The organism is Streptacidiphilus jeojiense, from assembly GCF_000719095.1.
GTDB lineage: Bacteria > Actinomycetota > Actinomycetes > Streptomycetales > Streptomycetaceae > Streptacidiphilus > Streptacidiphilus jeojiensis.
This window is the reverse complement of sequence record NZ_JOEH01000021.1, coordinates 209,384-227,121: the sequence shown is the minus strand read 5'-3', so window position 1 is coordinate 227,121 and position 17,738 is coordinate 209,384. Positions and strand designations below refer to the sequence as shown.

Sequence of the window (17,738 nt, the reverse complement as noted above, 5' to 3'; positions counted from 1 at the left end):
GTCATGCGTCGGCCTCCTGCTGCTCGGTCAGGGCCAGGAACGCGGCCTCCAGCGGCGACACCACGGGGGCCAGCTCGCGCACCGCGATGTCCGCCCGCACCAGTGCGGCCACCAGTTCGTCCAGGGCGGGCAGCTGGGCGCTGACGACCAGCGCCTCGGCGCCGCGCCAGGCCGCCGACTCCTCGACCACGCGGATCCCGGCCGTCCCGGCCGCCAGCCGGCGCGCGGCCTCCGGGGCGGAGCTGAGCAGCCGGTACTCCAGCTCACGGCTCTCGCCCGCCAGCTTGTCCAGCGGGCCGGAGAAGCGGACCCGTCCGGTGGCCAGGATGGTGACCTCGGAGCAGAGCGCCTCCAGGTCGTCCATCCGGTGGCTGGAGAGCACCACCGTGGTGCCCTCGGCCGCGAGCCGGGTGAGCACGCCGTGCACGTGCTTCTTGCCGGCCGGGTCGAGACCGTTGGCGGGCTCGTCCAGCACCAGCAGCCGGGGGTCGGTCAGCAGGGCGGCGGCCAGACCGAGCCGCTGACGCATCCCCAGCGAGAAGCCGCGCGCCTTGTCGTCGGCGACGTCGGTGAGCCCGACCTCGGCCAGCGCGCCGTCGATCCGCGGCCGCGCCGTCCGGGCGTTCTGACCGCGCAGGGCGGCCAGTGCGGCCAGGTTCTGCCGGGCGGTCAGCGAGGGGTACAGGCCGGGCCCGTCCACGAATCCGGCGACGCCGCCGGGGGCCGCCAGGGCCCGCCCGACCGGCCTGCCCAGGATCTCGAGGTCGCCGGAGTCGGCGACGGCCAGCCCGAGCAGCAGCCCGAGCAGCGTCGTCTTGCCCGCGCCGTTCGGCCCGACCAGACCGTGGATCCGCCCGGGCAGCAGATCCAGATCGACACCGTCCAGTGCGACGACATCGCCGAAGCACTTGGTCACCCCACGAGCCCGCACCACACGTTGCGTCCCCATAGCCCCTTCTCACAAGACACTCAGGGAACCTATGACATGACCACACCGCAGTCAGGGGCGGACGGTTGAACGTTCGTGGAACGGCAGACCACCGATTCATCGGGGACCGACACGTCTCCCACCCATCCCCGGCGGAGCAACCGTCCGGCCGGCCGAGTTGCGGCGAACCGGAGCGCTGTGATGCTGATGGTGAACCGGCGCGACGGAGCAGGGACGGAGGCGGAGATGCCCGGGAGACGGCCGGCCGCGACCGACACGGCCCTGCTGGACGCCCTGTTCCAGGAGGCCCTGTCCGGCCTGTTCATCCTGGACGACGAGTTCCGGGTGGTCCGCTTCAACCACACCGCGCGCGGCGTCCGCGGCCTGCCCGACGACGACGTGCGCGGCCACCGGCTGGACGAGGTCGCCCCGGACATGATCACCCCGGAGGTGGCCGACCTCGCCCGCGCCGTGCTGGCCTCCGGAACCGCCGTCCGAGGCCGGCTGGTGCGCGGCTTCCCGCCCGGCGACCCGACCCGGGAGATGGTGGCCTCGGTCTCGCTGTTCCGGCTCAGGGACGAGGCGCGGCAGGTGCTGGGTCTCGCCGCCGTGGTCGAGGACGTCACCGAGCGTGAGCAGGCCCTGGAGCGCCTGGCCACCCTGCACGAGGGCCACCGGACCATCGGGACCTCGCTGGACCCGGCCGCCACCGCCGACGAGCTGGCGGTGGTCGCGGTGCCCAGGTTCGCCGACACGGTCGTGGTGGACCTGCGCGACGACGCCCTGCGCGGCCAGGAACTGCGCCCGGGCCCGGTGGACGCCGCACTGCCGCTGCGCCGGGTGGCGCACCGCTCCACCGGCGCGCAGCAGCTCGTCACCGTGGAGCTCGGCGCGCTGACCACGGTGCCGTTCCCCACCCCGTTCACCCAGAGCCTGGAGGACCTGCGGCCGCGGCTGCTCACCGACCTGGCCGAACAGGGCCGGGACCAGTGGCCCTACCTGCGCTCCCCCGGCGCCGGCCAGGTGGACGACGCCCTGGTGGACTCGCTGATCGTGGCCCCGCTGGCCGCGCACGGGGTGCTCTTCGGCCTGGTCGGCTTCTACCGGGACCGGCACCGGGAGCCCTTCACCGAGCGGGACCTGGAACTGGCCGGGGAGCTGGCCGCGCGGGCCGCCATGAGCGTCGAACGGGCGCACAGCTTCACCCGGCAGCGCTCGATCGCCACCGCGCTCCAGCGCCATCTGCTGCCCTCCCCGCCCCCGCCGCTGGCCGCGATCACCACCGCCCACCTCTACCTGCCCGCGGGCACCGGCGGCGCCTGGTACGACCTGGTCCCGCTGTCCGGGGCCCGGGTGGCCCTGGTGGTGGGGGAGGTCGCCGGCCACGGCATCGAGACCGCCGCGGCCATGGGCCAGCTGCGCACCGCGGTGCAGACCCTGGCCGCCCAGGACCTGGCCCCGGACGAGCTGCTGGGCCGGCTGGACGAGACCATGCAGCGGCTGGCCCGCGACAGCGGCGGCGAGCCGGCCACCGCCTCCTGCCTCTACCTGGTCTACGACCCGGTCACCGGCGGCTGCGACGGTGCCAGCGCCGGGCACCGCACACCGCTGGTCCTCGGCCCGGACGGCACCGAGCTGCCGCTGGACGTCCCGGTGGGAGCCCGGCTGGGCTCCGGCGAGGCGGGCTACCCCTCGGCGCAGCTGCGGCTGCCGGCCGGCAGCCTGCTCGCCCTGGCCACCGACGGCCTGCGGGCCGCGGGCGGCGCGAGCGGGAACGGGAACGCCGACGGAGCCGGGAACGGCAGCGGGAACGGCAGCGGCCGGCTGGCCCAGGTGCTGGCCCAGCCCGACCAGGACCTGCAGTCGCTGTGCGACGCCGTCGCCTACGCCCTGGCCACCGACCGCCCCGAGCAGGACGCCATCCTGCTGCTGGCCCGCACCAGCGTGCTGGACGCCGACCAGGTCGCGCACTGGACCCTGCCGGCCGAGCCGTCCATCGTCTCCACCGCCCGCGATCTGACCCGGCGCCAGCTCACCGCCTGGGGGCTCGACGAGCTGGTCGACTCCACCGAACTGATCGTCAGCGAGCTGGTCACCAACGCCATCCGCTACGGCCAGGGGGCGGTGACGCTGCGGCTGATCCGGGCCGGCACGCTCTCCTGCGAGGTCTCCGACGCCAGCAGCAGCGCACCGCACATGCGGCTGGCCGCCGACGGCGACGAGGGCGGCCGCGGGCTGTTCCTGGTGATGCACATCAGCAGCCGCTGGGGCACCCGCTACAACCCCCGGGGCAAGACCATCTGGTCCGAACAGCCGCTGCCCCCGCCGCCCTGAGGTCCAGGACGGCGGGGGCAGGACGGCGGGGGCGGGCCGGTGGCGCCGCCGGGTCAGCGGGCGGTCAGGTTCCACAGGTGGTCGGCGGTGCCGTTGTCGTCCCACTGCAGCACCTGCGCGCCGGAGGCGGTGCTCATGCCGCTGACGCCGAGCAGCAGACCGCTGTTGTAGTTGGCGATCTTGTAGTGGCCGCTGCCGGCCGGGATCAGCTGCCACAGGTGGTCCGCGGTGCCGTTGTCGCCCCAGATCAGCGCGGTTCCGCCGTCGGCGGTGCCGGCGTTGGTGATGCCCAGCAGCAGACCACTGGCCTTGTTGACGATCTTGTAGAGGCCGGATCCGGCGGCCGTCAGCGTCCAGGACTGGTCGCTGCCGCTGCTGGAGGCGGCCTGGTCGACCAGGGTGCCCTGGGCGGTGCCGGCGCCCGCGGTGTCCAGTGCCAGGCCGCTGTTGACGTTGGTGATCTGGTAGGTCCCGGCCAGCGTGCTGGAGCTGCCGCTGGGGGTGACCACCAGGTGGTAGCCGTAGGCCGCGTTGGTGGCCACCGGTACCGTGATCGAGCCGTTGACGACCGGGTAGTCCGTGTCGGAGATGGTGAACGGGGCGGAGACGGCGGTGGTGCGGCCCAGCGAGGGGGCGTACTCCAGCTTGACGTGCACGGTGCTGCCGAAGGCGCTCAGCGAGCCGAGCCCGTTGACGGTGACCGCGCTGGCGCCGCTGCCGCCGCCGAAGACCACGCTGACCTGGTTGCCGGCGCTGTTGACGGAGGCGGCGCCGTCGATGCCGGTCTGCGCGGGCGGCACGGTGGTGACCATGCTGCCGGTCATCGACCCGTACCAGGAGTAGAGCCAGTAGGCGCCGTTGGGTGCGCCGCCGGTGTCCACCAGGGTGTCGCCGAGGGTGCCGTAGTGGTTCCAGAAGGCCATCTCGGCGTTGTTCACCCCGGCGCGCTCGAACTTGGCGACATAGCCGACCATCGCGCCGGGCACGCCGACCTCGCTGGTGGTGCCGTACTCCTCGATGGCGATCGGCCGCGGGCTGATCCCCAGAGTGGTCTCCAGGTTGCGGTAGGCGGCCACGTCCGCGGCGATGTTGGCGTCGCCCTGGAGCTCGTGCCAGCTGACGATGTCGGGGAGGGTGCCGCTGGCCTTGGCGTCGGTGAGGAAGGTGGTCATCCAGCCGAGGTTCCAGGCCGAGTAGCTCGGGCCCTGGATCGGTGTGGTGGTGTCCTTGGCGCGGACCTCCTTGTAGGTGGTGGCCCAGCCGGAGTCGAAGCTGCCCGCCGAGCTGGTGTTCCAGGTCCAGTCGGGTTCGTTCCACAGCTCGTAGGCGCTGATGTTGCTCGCGCCGGACGCCTTGACCGAGGCGACCTGGGTGTCCACGGCGGACAGCCAGTTGCTCCAGCTCACCCACTGGTAGGGGAAGTTGGGGTACCAGTCGGGCATCCGGACCACCACCTTGGCCCCGGCGCCGGCAGCCTCGGCGGCCACCTTCAGCGCGTCGCCGGCCGGGGCCGGCTCGCCGTTGGGCAGCTGGGTACCGCCCGGCGCCATCTGGACGAAGGTGTTGGGGTGCAGCGGGGCTACCACGCTCGCGGCCGGGACTCCGGCGTTGGCCAGCCCGTAGAGGCTGCCCGAGGCGACATGGGTGACGGTGCGGAAGGGCTGGTTGGCGTCGACCACCAGGGTGGTGGCGGCGCTGGGTGCGGCATGGGCGGCGGTGCTGCCCAGGGTGGTGGCCGAGACGGCGAGGGCTACGGTGCCGAGCAGGGCGGTTGCCCTGCCCGCACGGGAACCTGCTGTGGTCACGGGGTGCTCTCCTGACGGGTGCCGGGTGGGTGGTGCCGGGCGGTTGGTGCCGTGGTGCGGAGGAGCGGTACGAGGGGCCGGCGGCGGTTCAGTCCTTGACCGCACCGGCGGTGACGCCGGCCGCGACATAGCGCTGGGCCAGCACGAGCAGGAGCGCGGCGGGGATCGAGGCCACCACGGCGGTGGCCATGATGGCGTTCCACTCCTGGTTGTTGTTGCCGATGTAGCGGTAGATGCCGAGGGTGATCGGCTGCATGGAGCCGCCGCTGTCGAGGGTGTTGGCGAAGACGAAGTCGGACCAGGCCCACAGGAAGCTGAACAGCGAGACGGTCACCAGCGCGTTGCGGCTGACCGGCAGCACCACCGACCAGAAGGTGCGGACGCTGCCGGCGCCGTCGATCAGCGCGGCGGCGGTCAGCTCGTCCGGGATGCCGGACATGAACGCGGTGAAGATCATCACGCCGAACGGGACGGCGATGGTGGAGTCGGCCACGATCAGGCCCCACCAGGTGTTCATCAGACCGTAGTTGAGGAAGATCCCGTAGAATCCCATGGCCATCACGATGCCGGGGATCATCTGCGCGATCAGCAGCACCATGCCGAGCACCCCGCCGCCCCGGGGGCGCAGCCTGGCCAGCGCATAGGCGGCCGGGGCGGAGACCGCGAGGGTCAGCGCCACGGTGCCCAGGCCGATCAGCAGGCTGGTGAGCAGATAGGGCAGCTGGTCGTTGAGGACGGCCTGGTAGCCCTGGAAGGTGGGATGCAGCGGGAAGAGGTCCGGCGGGTCCTTGCGCATGTCCTGCTGCGGCGTCAGCGAGACATTGACCATCCAGTAGACCGGGAACAGCATCAGTGCGGTGAGCACGACGCCGACGGCCGTCCTGGTGCGGGAGCGGGTCATGCGTTCTGCCTCCTCTGGACGCGGATGTAGAGCAGGCCGAAGACCAGGGCGATCAGGATGAGGATGTTGCCGACCGCGGCCCCGGGGCCGAACTGCGGCAGCAGCGAGCCGAATCCGAACCGGTAGGACCAGGTGGCCAGGGTGGACGAGGCGTTCCCGGGACCGCCCTTGGTCATGATCCAGATCAGGTCGAAGACCTTGAGCGTGTAGACCAGGCCGAGCAGCAGGGTGATCGCCGAGACCGGCCGCAGCAGCGGGAAGGTGATCCGGCGGAACTGCTGCCAGGTCCCGGCGCCGTCGAGCGAGGCCGCCTCGTAGAGCTCGCCGGGGATGTTCTGCAGGCCGCTGTAGAGGATCACCAGGTTGAACGGGATGCCGATCCAGATGTTGGCGACGATCACCGAGGTCAGCGCCCAGCTGGGCGAGGTGAGCCAGTCCACCGGCGCAAGCCCCACCAGGTGCAGACCGTAGTTGACCACCCCGGACTCGCTGTTGAGCATCCAGGCCCAGGTCGAGGAGGACACGATCAGCGGGAGCAGCCAGGGCACCAGGAACAGCGCCCGCAGCGTGCCGGACAGCCGGAAGCCGCGGTTGAAGAAGACCGCCAGCGCCAGTCCGGCCGCGTACTGCAGCAGGATCGACACCAGCGTGAACACCATGGTGTTGCGCATGGCCGGCCAGAACGTCGGGTCGTGCAGCACCTGGGAGTAGTTGGCCCAGCCCGAGAACGGGGCGTCGTTGTCGACGAAGGAGCGGACCGTGTAGTGGTGCAGGCTCAGATCGAGGTTGCGGTACAGCGGATAGAGGTAGAAGGCGGCGAGGTAGCCGACCAGGGGCGCGATGAACGCCCAAGCGGTGAGCTGGCTGCGGCGGCGCTGCCGGCGCCGCCGGGTCCGCGCGGCGGGGTCGAGCGGTTCGGTCGGTTCGGCGGGGGTCGCCCTGGACGTGGCTGGTGACCGCTGGAGGCGATCGGCTCGGACGGTGGTCATGCTGACGGGGCTCCTCGGTGCGGTGGCGACGTCCAGGGACAGGCCCTCGAAGGGGGTCCCGCTCAGCCCTGGTGGTTGGCGACGGCGGTCTGCGCCGCGTCGAGGGCGGCCTGCGGGCTCTTGCCGCCGGACAGCGCCGACTGCACCGCGGTCCACATCTGCTCGGAGATCACCGGGTACTTGGTGCCCAGACCGCCGCTGGTCCGCCCCTTGGCCGCGGCCACCGCGGTCACCCAGGGCTTCAACTCGGCGTTGGCCGCCACCTGCTGGGTCTGCACCGCGCTGGTGGGCGCGATGTAGGACAGCGTGGTGTCGGTGGAGAGCAGGTTGGCGGAGCTGGTCAGGCAGGTGACGATCTTCTTGGTGGTGTCGTACCGGGAGGAGTCCTTCTGCACCGGGACGGTGACGAACTCGCCGCCGGTCGGCGCCGGGGCTGCCCCGCCGTTCTGCGCCGGGATGCTGATCACGCCGTACGGGAACCCGGCCTTGTCGGCGTTGGCCAGCTGCCAGGTGCCGTTCTCGCCGAAGGCGTACTGCCCGGTGGCGAACTCCTGCCAGCTGGTGGTCTGGGTGTTGCTGAGCACGTCGTTGGGGGCCAGCCCGTCGGAGACCCAGCCCTTCCACAGCGACAGCGCGGCTGCGCCGTTGGCGTTGTTCAGCTTGGTCAGGTCGCCGCCGGCGCCCCAGAACCAGGGCAGGAACTGGAAGCTGCCCTCCTCGGTGCCGATCGCGGAGAAGGTGATGCCCTTCTTGCCGGCGGCCTTGACCTTGTTCAGCGCCGCGGTGAGCGAGGCCCAGTCCTTGATCGCCGTCGGGTCCACCCCGGCGGCCTTCAGCACGTTCTTGTTGTAGTACAGCGCCAGGGTGTTGGCCCCGATCGGGATGCCGTAGGCGGAGCCGTCGACCGTCCCGGCGCCGATGATGTTCGCCTGGATCGCGGAGGTGTCCAGGCCCAGGTCGCTGGTCTTGTTCAGGATTCCGGCCTGCACCAGCGTGGACACCACCGGGTTGTCGACCAGCATCACGTCCGGGGCGTTGCCCTGCTGGGCGGCGAGCAGGGCCTTGTTGCCCAGGTCGGTGGTGTCCATCCCGGTGCGCTTGACGGTCACCCCGGCCTGGGTGCCGCACGAGGCGACCAGCTTGGCCCAGGCGGAGCCGGCGTCGAACTGCGGGTACGGGTCCCAGAAGGTGTACGTGGACGCCTTGGCGGTTCCGGAACCGGTCGCCGAGCCGCCGCCGGAGGAACAGGCGACTGCGGAGGCGAGCGTGCCGGTGGCCAGCAGGGTGGCCAGGAGGGTACGGCTCAGATGTCTCATGCTGGTAGACCTCGTTGTCTGCGGTGTCGGTACGACACGGGAATGGGACAGGGGTGGTGCTGACGGTTCTTCAGTCGGTCGGCAGCCAGATGCGCATGGCGCCGCTGCTCCGGTTGGCCCAGGCGTAGTACGGGATGGCGGTCAGCTCGATGGCGGTCCCCCCGTCCGGGGCCGGCACGGGACCGCCCTCGCCCTGCGCCTCCGGACGGGCGCGGTAGGGCCACCAGCCGGACGCGGTGGGCGGCGGAGTGCTCCGGTTGCCGGCCGCGAGGACGGTGACCACGCCGCCGAGCAGGTCGGGGCGCTCCTTGACGGTGAGCGGGACGGCCGGGTCGATCGACACGTCGTCGAGCCCGCCGCCGGGGTGGTCGGCCTGTTCCAGGCAGTACACCAGCGGGCCGCGCTCGATCGCCGCGCAGCCGCGCACCGCGTCGACCCGCGGGTCGGCGACCACCAGACGCGGGGTCAGGTCGAGCTCCAGGACCACCTCGTCCCCGGGCGCCCAGGTCCGCTCCACCCGCAGCCACCCCTCGGCGGCGACGGCTTCGGCTTCGGCGACCGGGTCGCCGCTGCCGCCGTGCCGGAGCGAGTAGCGGTCGCACCACTCCGGGATGCGCAGCGACAGCGTCCACGGCTGCTCGGGGCTCTGCTCCACGGTGACCCGGATCCGGCCGTCCCGCGGATAGTCGGTGTTAACGCTCACAACTGCGGGCGCGCCGGCGGCGTCCCCGCTGAAACGGCCCGAGGCGTACTGGTGCAGTTGCAGGCCGTTCCCGTCGGTGGAGCTGAGGTAGTGCTCCAGGCTGGCCAGCAGCCGCATCACGTTCGGCGGGCAGCAGGCGCAGCGGAACCAGCGGGTGCGGCGCGACGACTGGTCGCCGCCGGCGTCGACGTAACCGTCGCGCACCTGGAGCGGATTGACGTACAGCCAGGTCTCCCCGTCCAGCGAGACCCCGGCCAGGAAACCGTTGAACAGGGTGCGCTCGATCAGGTCGCTGTACCGGGCCCGCCCGGTGAGCAGGGCCAGCCGCCAGCTGAACTGGATCGAGGCGATGGCGGCACAGGTCTCGCAGTAGGCGCGCTCGTTGGGGAGTTCGTAGGGGTCGCCGAAGTCCTCCTTGTCGTGGTGCGCGCCGACCCCGCCGGTCAGATGGGTCTTGGTGGTGGCCATGGCGTGCCAGAGCCGCTCGGACGCCTCGGTCAGCGCAGCCTCGCCGGTCTCCGTCGCCAGGTCGGCGGCGGCGGCCAGCAGGTAGAGCTGGCGCACCGCGTGGCCCTCCACCGTCTCCGCCTCACGCAGCGGGACCCGGTCCTGGCAGTAGGCCTCGTTGCCGTGCAGCCCGTGGCCGTGCCGGTCCACGAAGTAGCCGGCCAGGTCCAGGTAGCGCTGCTCGCCGGTCTCCCGGTACAGCTCCACCAGGGCGGTCTCCACCTCGGGGTGGCCGTCGAAGCCGTCGATCGGCCGCCCGCTGTGCTCCGGTCCGAAGACGGAGTCGATGTGGTCGGCGAAACGCCGTGCGACGGCGAGCAGTTGCCCGCCCCCGGTGGCCCGGTGGTGCGCGACGGCGGCCTGGATAAGGTGGCCCGCGCAGTAGAGCTCGTGGCCCCAGCGCAGGTCCGAGTAGCGGCCCTCGCCCTTTCCGGTCTGGAACCAGGTGTTGAGGTAGCCGTCGTCCTCCTGCGCCTGCGCGACCAGCGCGATGATGCGCTCGACCTCGGCGGCCAGCGCGCCGGTGTCGCCGTCGCCCTGGGCCAGCTGCCAGGACGCGGCCTCCAGCCACTTGTAGACGTCGGAGTCCACGAAGGGGTAGTGGCCCTCGAAGGCCCCCTCCTCGGCTCCGGCGACCAGACGCAGATTGTGCAGATTGCCGGCGGATTCGAGCAGCTCCGGGCCCTGCGGGATGCTCACCCGGGCATTGGCCAGCCGTCGTTCGGCCCAGAACCCCGCGGTCACCGTCGGCCCGGCCGTGGGTCGCAGAGCGGCCCGCGCCTGCGGGCCGAGCCGGACCGGACCAGTCGCGGTTGAGGTGGAGGTGGAGGTGGGGACGGTGCGGGACATGGAACTCCCAAGTTCGTTGCCGGGAAAGCAGGAGAGCTGGAAAGCTGAGCAAACCTTTTCCAAGCCGGAAACGTAAGGTCAACCTGGCGGGCCGTCAAGGGCTTGCGCAAGACGGGTTTTCGTCTGCCCACGACTGGTCAGCACGGGTCTTCGCTGGCACTATGAGGGAACCAAGCCCAAGTGAGAAAAGGATTGCCCGTGTCGGACCCGGTTCGCTCTCCCGCCAGGACGAGGGCCACCACCCTCACGGACGTGGCCACGCTCGCCGGTGTGAGCGTCGGGACCGCGTCCAAAGCCCTCAGTGGCAACGGCAGGATGCGTCCCGAGACCCGCCAACGCGTGCTGGACGCCGTCCAGGCCCTGGACTTCCGCCCCAACCCGCAGGCCCAGAGCCTGCACACCGGGCGCAGCTGGACCGTCGGGCTGATGACCACCGACGGCATCGGCCGCTTCAGCACCCCGGTCCTGCTGGGCGCGGAGGACGCGCTGGGCGCCGGGAAGATCTCGGTGCTGCTCTGCGACACCAGGGGCGACCAGATCCGCGAGCAGCACCATCTGGGCAATCTGATGGACCGTCGGGTGGACGGCATCATCGTCACCGGCCGCCGCACCGATCCGCGTCCGCCGCTGACCGGGGTCAGGGAGATCCCGGTGGTCTACGCCCTGTCACCGTCGACCGACCCGGCCGACACCTCGGTGGTCTCCGACGAGAGACACGGCTGCCAGCTGGCCGTCGACTACCTGCTCGGCTCCGGCCGCACCCGGATCGCCCATGTCACCGGACCGGCGCACCACGCCGCCGCCAGCGACCGGGCCCGCTTCACCACCAGCCTGCTGCAGCAGGCGTCCCTCGAACTCTCCACCGGGCGCGTGCACTTCGGCGACTGGAGCGAGGCCTGGGGCCGCCGCGCCGCGGACGCGGTGCTGCGCGCGGCGCCCGACACGGACGCCATCTTCTGCGGCAACGACCAGATCGCCCGAGGGGTCACCGACACCCTGCGCGAACGCGGCGTGCCGGTGCCGGAACAGGTCGCGGTGGTGGGCTACGACAACTGGGACACCATGACCCTGGCCGCCCGCCCCCCGCTGACCACCATCGACGTCGACCTGGTCGAGATCGGCCGGATCGCGGCCCTGCGCCTGCTGGAGGCCATCGACACCAACCCCAGCCCGGGACTGCACCAGGTCCCCTGCCGCCTGGTGGTACGCGAGTCGGCGTGACCGGGCGCCGCCGTCCGGCGCAACGCAAAAGGTGCTGCCCGGCGAGCGTCCCCCCGGTCGCTCGCTGGACAGCACCCGCCCGCGGTCAGAGCTCGTTGCCCCAGAAGTACCGCGCTGCCATCTCCACCAGCTGGAGCTTGAGCCGCTCCTGATTGGCGGTCAGGCTGTTCTCCGCCGTGAAGGCGCCGTTGGTCGACAGGGCGATGTCGTCGATGTCGAGTTGTTCGGCTGCGGCGTCCACCCGGGCCACGATCTCGTCCACCGACTCCAGTTCGGGGGTGCGGACGTCGACCAGGCCCAGTGAGACCACGACGCCGGGGCGTACCCCGGACAGCGGGAAGCGGGCCTGTTCCTGGACCGGGTACTCGACGCAGATCCGGTCGAACGGCTGGCGCTCCTGGAAGACGGCCAGCGGCGCGTCGGCATAGCCGGCGCTGAGGTCGGCGGCTCCGCCGGTGCTGAGGTCCAGGCCCAGGTGGAAGGTGTCCGGGGTCTCCAGGCCGTCGAGGACGGCCGCGTCCGCGGCCAGCATCCGCTCCACCAGCTCGACGGCGTCCAGGCCCAGTCCGGCGGCGCGTTCGGCCCCCCGCGCGCTGAGCAGGAAGCCGTAGAGCGGGTTGTGCAGCAGTACGTAGGCCACGCCCTCGGCCGCCAGCGCGGCGACCTCCGCACCGATGATCGCGCCCAGGGCCGCACCGGCCTCCTCGACGGCCTTCGGCTGCTCGCCCTCGACGGCCGAGAGCTCGGCGACGTAGCCGGGCGACGGCAGCGAGACCAGCAGCGGGAACTCGGTGACCCCGCGCAGGGCGCTGCTCTCGTGCTGCGCCAGCCGCGCCGCCCGCTCCAGCGGCCCGACCGCCCTGCGGCGCACCGGGACCGAAGCGCCGAGCAGCTCCGCCACCGGCCCGCCGAGCAGCTCCGGCCCGAAGCCGGAGACACCGTCGTGGACCACGCTCAGCGGGTCGGACCTGCGGAACCAGCCGTCGCTGACCGCCGCCAGGCCCAGCCGGCGCTGGGTGCTGACCGCCTCGGCGACGGCGGCGTCCTCGGCCGCGTCCAGCCCGGCGTCGTCCAGCTCGCCGCGCAGGTTGGCGGCCCGTGCCTCCAGCAGCGCGGCCGGCGGGGTCAGGCCCGCGTGGTGGTCGATGTGGTACTTGAAGTCGTCAGCCACGGTTCTCGACATCCTTCTTGAGGCCGGCCCAGTCCGGGAAGTCGGTGCTCAGGCCGGCGGCGGCGACGATCGCCCGGACGATCGCCTCGTCCTCGTCGGGGCTGCCGCCGGAGATGCCGACACCGCCGATGATCTCGTCGTCCTGCTTGAGGGTGAAGCCGCCCTTGGTGGCGACGATCGGGTGCTGGCCCATCCGGGCGACCTGGCTGAAGAAGACCGGGTCGCTGGCGGACCAGCCCTGCAGCTTGACGGTCGGACGCTGCATCACGGCCGCCGAGTAGGCCTTGGACAGGGCGATGCTCGGGGTCATCGGGCGGGCGCCGTCCATCCGCTCCACCGCCACGATGAAGCCGCCGTAGTCGACGACGGCGATGCTCAGCGCCTTGCCCAGCTCGGTGGCGTGCTTGCGCGCGTCCTCGATCAGCCGGGTGGCCAGGGCCAGGGATGGGGCGCTCATGCGGTCACCGTCTCCTCGTTGGGGTAGGCCAGCTGGAGGAAGCGTTCCAGGGCCGCGTTGAACAGCTCCGGCTTCTCCCAGTACATGGCGTGCGGCGCGTCCGGGACCAGGTCCAGGTGCGCGTGGTCCAGCAGTTCGGCGGCCCGGGTCACGGTCTTGCCGCTGAGCACCGCGTCGTCCGCGCCGGCCAGGAAGTAGATCGGGATGCCGGAGGCGTTGATCTCGGCCACCGTCGGGCCGTCGGTGTCCAGGTTCCGCAGGTCCTGCATCTTGGCCCGGTTGAAGGTGCCCATCTGCCGGAACAGGAAGGTCTTGGCCGGGTCGGTCTCCCGGAAGGCCCGGGTCAGCAGCCGGTCCAGCACCGGCAGCTTCACCGCCTCGGCCCGGTCGGCGGCGACCAGCGGGGACAGCTCGGGGTCGCTGATGCCGCCCAGCGAGTGCGCCAGCACCACCCCGGCCACCAGCCCCGGCTCGGCCAGCGCCGCGCGCAGCGCGGCCACCGCGCCGATGGACTGGCCGGCCAGCACGGCCCGGTCGATCCCGGCGTCCTTGAGCACCGCGATGATGTCGCCGGGGAACAGCCCGGCGTCCAGCCCCTCGCTGAGGTCGACCGCGGCGGCCGCGTCCGAGGTGCGGCCGAAGCCGCGCAGGTCCAGGGTGACCACGGTGTAGCGGCGGCTCAGCGCCGACACCTGCTGCCACCAGGCGGCATGGTGCCCGCCGGAGCCGTGCACCAGGACGACGGCGGGACCTTCGCCGTGGGTCTCGTAGTAGACGGACGTGCCGTCAGCAGTCTTCGCGTAAGGCATCGGGTCACTCAGCTCCGTGCGCGGTCGCCGGCTTGCCGCCGCCCAGGGGCGGTCGGTTGCCGTGGTAGACCAGCTCGATCATGGTGTGGTCGGGGTCGTGGATGTAGCAGAACTTGGAGTTGTTCTCCGGGCGCTCGATCGGCCGGGTGTGCCGGATCCCCAGCGACTTGAGGTGCTCCAGGAACTCGTCCCAGTCCTCCACCTCCATCGCGAAGTGGTACGGCGACATCCGGTCCATCTCCTCGACCGGGGTGAAGTGCAGGTCGAAGTTGCCGCGCGTCATCAGCACGACCTTGGTGTTGCTCTTGGGCGTGATCCGCTTCAGGCCGAACACCTGGGTGTACCAGGCGGCGGTCCGATCGGGGTCGGTGGTGGGGAAGTTGACGTGGTGGATGTAGGCAGGTCGGGTACTCATGGGTTCTCCTCGGCCGCCGAGGGCGGCTCCTCTTGGACGACGGGATTGCTCAGGACGCCGATACCGGAGATCTCGACGGAGAGCGTGTCGCCGACGTTCATCGCCACGGTCGCGTCGGCGCCCATCCACAGCACATCGCCCGGGTGCAGGGTGATGTAGCGGGAGGTCTCGACGATGTAGTCGTAGGGGTCGAAGATCATGCCGCCGGTGGCGAACTCGGCGGCGGTGACCCCGTTCAGCGTCACCGTGGTGGTGGAGGCCATCGGGTCGACCTCGGTCTCGATCCACGGCCCCATCGGTTTGAAGCTGTCGCTGTTCTTCGCCCGCCAGAAGGTGCGGTCGGCGCGCTGCCACTCGCGGGCGCTGACGTCGTTGCCGATCGTCCAGCCGAAGACCCCGGCCCTGGCCTCCTCCCGCGAGCAGCGGCGCAGCCGCCGGCCGATGACCGCCACCAACTCGCCCTCGGCCTCCAGCAGTCCGGTGAAGTCGGCCGGACGGACCACCGGCTGCCCGTGGCCGGTCAGCGCGTTGGCGGCGCGGTAGCCGACCTCGGGCCGCTCGGGCAGGTTGGGCTTCGTCCCCATCCGCTCGGCGACGTGGCGGACGTGGTCGGCGTAGTTGTAGCCCACCGCGTAGAAGGTCGGCGGCACCACCGGTGGCAGCAGCTCGACCTGATCCAGCGTCAGCAGCTCACCGGTGGGCTCGGGTTCGGCCCAGGGCTCGCCGTGCACCGGGTGCACCCCCACCTCGTCCAGTGCGGCGAAGCCGGTGCGCCCACCGGCCCGGAAGCGTATCCACCTCATCTCAGGACTCCCATGTCAGGCCTGCAGCCGGTGCGAGACCCGCTTGGTGACCAGGTAGCCGTCCAGGCCCTCGGCGCCGCCCTCGCGTCCGTAGCCGCTCTCCTTGTAGCCGCCGGAGGGCGCCTGCGGCACCGAGCCGCCGGTGTGGTTGATCGACAGGATGCCCGCCTCGAAGCCGCGGACCAGCCGGTCCGCAGTGTCGGCGCGGTTGGTGAAGCCGTAGGCCGCCAGGCCGTAGGGCAGCGCGTTGGCCTGCCGCAGCGCCTCGTCCAGGTCGTCGAAGACGATCACCGGGGCGAGCGGGCCGAACGGCTCGTCGGAGAGGATCGCCGCGTCCGCCGGGACGTCGACCAGCACCGTGGGCGGGTAGAAGTAGCCCGGCCCGTCCGGGATCTCACCACCGGTCAGGACCGTGGCGCCCTTCTCCCTGGCGTCGGTGACCAGTCGGTGCACCGCCTCCCGGCGGCGGGCGTTGACCAGCGGGCCCATCTGCACCCCGGGCTCCAGGCCGTTGCCGACCCGGACCGCCTCGCTGGCCTCGACCAGGGCGGTGGTGAACTCCTCGGCGATGGAGCGGTGCACGAAGAAGCGGCTGGGCGAGGTGCAGACCTGGCCGGCGTTGGCGTACTTGCCGCGGGCGCAGGCCACCGCCGCCGACTTGGGGTCGGCGTCCGCGCAGACGATCACCGGGGCGTGGCCGCCCAGCTCCATGGCCGAGGGCTTCATCACCGAGGCGGCCCGCTGGGCCAGGTGCTTGCCCACCGGGATGGACCCGGTGAAGGCGACGAACCGGATCACCGGGGAGACGATCACATGGCTGGAGACCTCCTCCGGCACGCCGAAGACCAGGTTGAGCACCCCGGCCGGCAGCCCGGCGTCGTGGAACGCCCGGGTGATCAGGACGGCGGTGCCGGGAACCTCCTCCGAGGCCTTGATGACGATGGAGCAGCCGGCCGACACCGCGGCGGCGATCTTCCGCATCGGGCTGCCGGCCGGGAAGTTCCACGGTACGAAGGCGGCGACCGGGCCGATCGGCTCGCGCAGCACGGTGAGGTTCTCGCCCGGCCCGGTCGGGATGATCCGGCCGTAGGCCCGGCGGGCCTCCTCGCAGTCCCACTCCAGCAGGTTGGCCACCCGCTGCACCTCGCCGGCGGCCTCAGCCAGCGGCTTGCCCTGCTCCATGGTCATCACCCGGCCGATCTCCTGCGCGCGTTCGCGCAGCAGCCGGGCGGCGGTGTGCAGGATCCGCGAGCGGGTCTCGATCGGGGTGTCCCGCCAGCTGCGCCAGCCGCGGTCGGCGGCCTCCAGCGCGGCGTCCAGGTCGGCCGGCTCGGCGAGCGGGAGCTCGCCGAGCACCTGCCCGGTGGCCGGGTCCACGACGGGCTCCCGGCGGGTGCCGCTGCCCTCGGTCCACGCGCCGTCGATGTACAGCGCCAGGGGCGGGTAGGAGCTGGTGGCGGTGGTCATGCCGGGTCGCCCTCTCGGTCGTTGTCGCGGTTGGTCTGCAGGGTCCAGATGTGGTGCGGCGGCGTGGTCTCGTGCACCCGGGTCTCGAAGCTGTCGTCCGCACGGTCCATGTCGGCCGCGTACTCCACCCGGCCGCCGCAGGGGGCGTGCACGAAGCGGAAGACATTGGAGCCGACCGTGTGCCGGCCCAGCTTCCGCGCCTCGCGCCAGCCCTGCTCGATCATGTGGTTGGCGCCGAGCACGACCTCGTCGAAGTCCCGTACCTCGTAGGCGGTGTGGTTGAGGCCGGCCCGGTCCGGGCGGTGGCACAGCAGCATGGTGTGCTGGTCGGAGTCGCCCTCGGCACGCATGAAGGTGCCCATCGGCTTGACCACGTCGGTGGCGCGGAAGCCCAGCCGGTCCAGGTAGAACCCCGTGGCCCGTTCGCGCCCCTCCTTGGGGATGTTCAGCGCGACATGGCACAGCCGCAGCGGCCGGACCCGCCCGAAGGGGTCGATCGGGGCGTTCCAGCGCCGGACGTCCCCATGCTGGTTCACCGGCCTGTCAGTTGGCTGTGAATCCTCAGGCTGTGAGTCCTGCGGCGCGACGACCGCGAAGCCGATGCCGTAGCCGGTCTCGTCCACGGTGTGCAGCACCCCGTCGCCGTCCACGGTGACCTCGCGGTCCCGGCTCAGCTCGGCGTGCAGCCGGTCCAGGTCGGCCTGGGACTCCACGCCCCAGACGATCTCGCGGATCGTGGACCCGGGCTCGACGCCGGCCGGCAGGTCGGGGTCGTCGAGCGGCCGCAGTTCCACGATCTGACCGGTCCTGGTGGCCAGTTCGACCGACGCACCGACCGCAGTGCCGGACTTCGGCACCGGGTCGAGTCCGAAATCCTCGAAGAACCTGGTGCACTCGGCCACGTCCTCGACCCCGTACACCGCGCGCTCAATCCGGATAATTGCCATGGGGCCTTCCCGTCGTATTCGGCGAACTCGCGCACTCGGAAATGGGGGCGATACCCCGGAATTGCCGGCCCCGTGAATTCACGGCCAGCCTAGGCGGGGCGGCCCGCACCCTTCAA

15 protein-coding genes are annotated in these 17,738 nt (G+C 71.9%); 2 read left to right on the top strand and 13 right to left on the bottom strand.

The features are described from left to right. Window position 1: 1 nt before the first annotated feature. Window positions 2-949, bottom strand: a complete 948-nt coding sequence (locus tag IF29_RS0127200) for an ABC transporter ATP-binding protein (protein WP_030260164.1) — start codon at window positions 947-949, stop codon at window positions 2-4. Between the two features lie 225 nt (window positions 950-1,174). On the opposite strand from IF29_RS0127200, the gene IF29_RS0127195 reads away from it, so the two are divergent. Further along, on the top strand, window positions 1,175-3,262 hold the full coding sequence (locus IF29_RS0127195; RefSeq protein ID WP_030260162.1) for a SpoIIE family protein phosphatase: 2,088 nt from the start codon (window positions 1,175-1,177) through the stop codon (window positions 3,260-3,262). Window positions 3,263-3,315: 53 nt separating this feature from the next. On the opposite strand, the gene IF29_RS0127190 is transcribed toward IF29_RS0127195, so the two are convergent. From IF29_RS0127190 to IF29_RS0127170, 5 genes are all read right to left on the bottom strand, one after another. Then, the gene (locus IF29_RS0127190; RefSeq protein WP_030260159.1) at window positions 3,316-5,067 is read right to left on the bottom strand and encodes an RICIN domain-containing protein; all 1,752 of its coding nucleotides are present in this window, start codon (window positions 5,065-5,067) and stop codon (window positions 3,316-3,318) included. An 88-nt stretch (window positions 5,068-5,155) separates the two neighbouring features. Then, window positions 5,156-5,968: a carbohydrate ABC transporter permease gene (locus tag IF29_RS0127185; protein ID WP_030260157.1), complete on the bottom strand. Its 813-nt coding sequence runs from the start codon at window positions 5,966-5,968 to the stop codon at window positions 5,156-5,158. Further along, window positions 5,965-6,957 carry a carbohydrate ABC transporter permease gene (locus IF29_RS0127180; protein WP_030260155.1) on the bottom strand — a complete coding sequence of 331 codons (993 nt, stop codon included), beginning with the start codon at window positions 6,955-6,957 and terminating at the stop codon, window positions 5,965-5,967. The genes IF29_RS0127185 and IF29_RS0127180 overlap by 4 nt, the downstream gene beginning before the upstream one ends. A gap of 62 nt (window positions 6,958-7,019) precedes the next feature. Beyond that, on the bottom strand, window positions 7,020-8,273 hold the full coding sequence (locus tag IF29_RS0127175) for a sugar ABC transporter substrate-binding protein (protein ID WP_030260152.1): 1,254 nt from the start codon (window positions 8,271-8,273) through the stop codon (window positions 7,020-7,022). Between the two features lie 70 nt (window positions 8,274-8,343). Then, a complete protein-coding gene (locus IF29_RS0127170; RefSeq protein WP_030260149.1) occupies window positions 8,344-10,332 on the bottom strand; it encodes a glycoside hydrolase family 127 protein in 1,989 nt (662 codons plus the stop codon). Window positions 10,333-10,584: 252 nt separating this feature from the next. Between IF29_RS0127170 and IF29_RS0127165 the strand changes: the two genes are divergently transcribed. Then, the gene (locus IF29_RS0127165; protein WP_232242475.1) at window positions 10,585-11,553 is read left to right on the top strand and encodes a LacI family DNA-binding transcriptional regulator; all 969 of its coding nucleotides are present in this window, start codon (window positions 10,585-10,587) and stop codon (window positions 11,551-11,553) included. Window positions 11,554-11,638: 85 nt separating this feature from the next. On the opposite strand, the gene IF29_RS0127160 is transcribed toward IF29_RS0127165, so the two are convergent. Genes IF29_RS0127160 through IF29_RS0127130 form a run of 7 tightly spaced genes read right to left on the bottom strand, consistent with a single transcriptional unit; the run spans window position 11,639 to window position 17,622 of the window. Beyond that, the gene (locus IF29_RS0127160) at window positions 11,639-12,724 is read right to left on the bottom strand and encodes a uroporphyrinogen decarboxylase/cobalamine-independent methonine synthase family protein (protein ID WP_030260144.1); all 1,086 of its coding nucleotides are present in this window, start codon (window positions 12,722-12,724) and stop codon (window positions 11,639-11,641) included. After that, entirely contained in the window at window positions 12,717-13,181 is a 465-nt protein-coding gene (locus IF29_RS0127155; RefSeq protein WP_030260143.1) for a GlcG/HbpS family heme-binding protein, read from the bottom strand. The genes IF29_RS0127160 and IF29_RS0127155 overlap by 8 nt, the downstream gene beginning before the upstream one ends. After that, window positions 13,178-13,990: an alpha/beta fold hydrolase gene (locus tag IF29_RS0127150; protein ID WP_030260139.1), complete on the bottom strand. Its 813-nt coding sequence runs from the start codon at window positions 13,988-13,990 to the stop codon at window positions 13,178-13,180. The genes IF29_RS0127155 and IF29_RS0127150 overlap by 4 nt, the downstream gene beginning before the upstream one ends. A 4-nt stretch (window positions 13,991-13,994) precedes the next feature. Beyond that, a complete protein-coding gene (locus IF29_RS0127145) occupies window positions 13,995-14,405 on the bottom strand; it encodes a VOC family protein (RefSeq protein ID WP_051726060.1) in 411 nt (136 codons plus the stop codon). After that, window positions 14,402-15,208 carry a fumarylacetoacetate hydrolase family protein gene (locus tag IF29_RS0127140; RefSeq protein ID WP_030260134.1) on the bottom strand — a complete coding sequence of 269 codons (807 nt, stop codon included), beginning with the start codon at window positions 15,206-15,208 and terminating at the stop codon, window positions 14,402-14,404. The genes IF29_RS0127145 and IF29_RS0127140 overlap by 4 nt, the downstream gene beginning before the upstream one ends. Before the next feature lie 15 nt (window positions 15,209-15,223). Then, complete coding sequence (locus IF29_RS0127135; RefSeq protein ID WP_030260133.1) at window positions 15,224-16,675, bottom strand: NAD-dependent succinate-semialdehyde dehydrogenase; 1,452 nt, start codon at window positions 16,673-16,675, stop codon at window positions 15,224-15,226. Further along, window positions 16,672-17,622, bottom strand: coding sequence for a VOC family protein (locus tag IF29_RS0127130; protein WP_030260131.1), 951 nt, complete (start codon window positions 17,620-17,622; stop codon window positions 16,672-16,674). The genes IF29_RS0127135 and IF29_RS0127130 overlap by 4 nt, the downstream gene beginning before the upstream one ends. Window positions 17,623-17,738 lie beyond the last annotated feature (116 nt).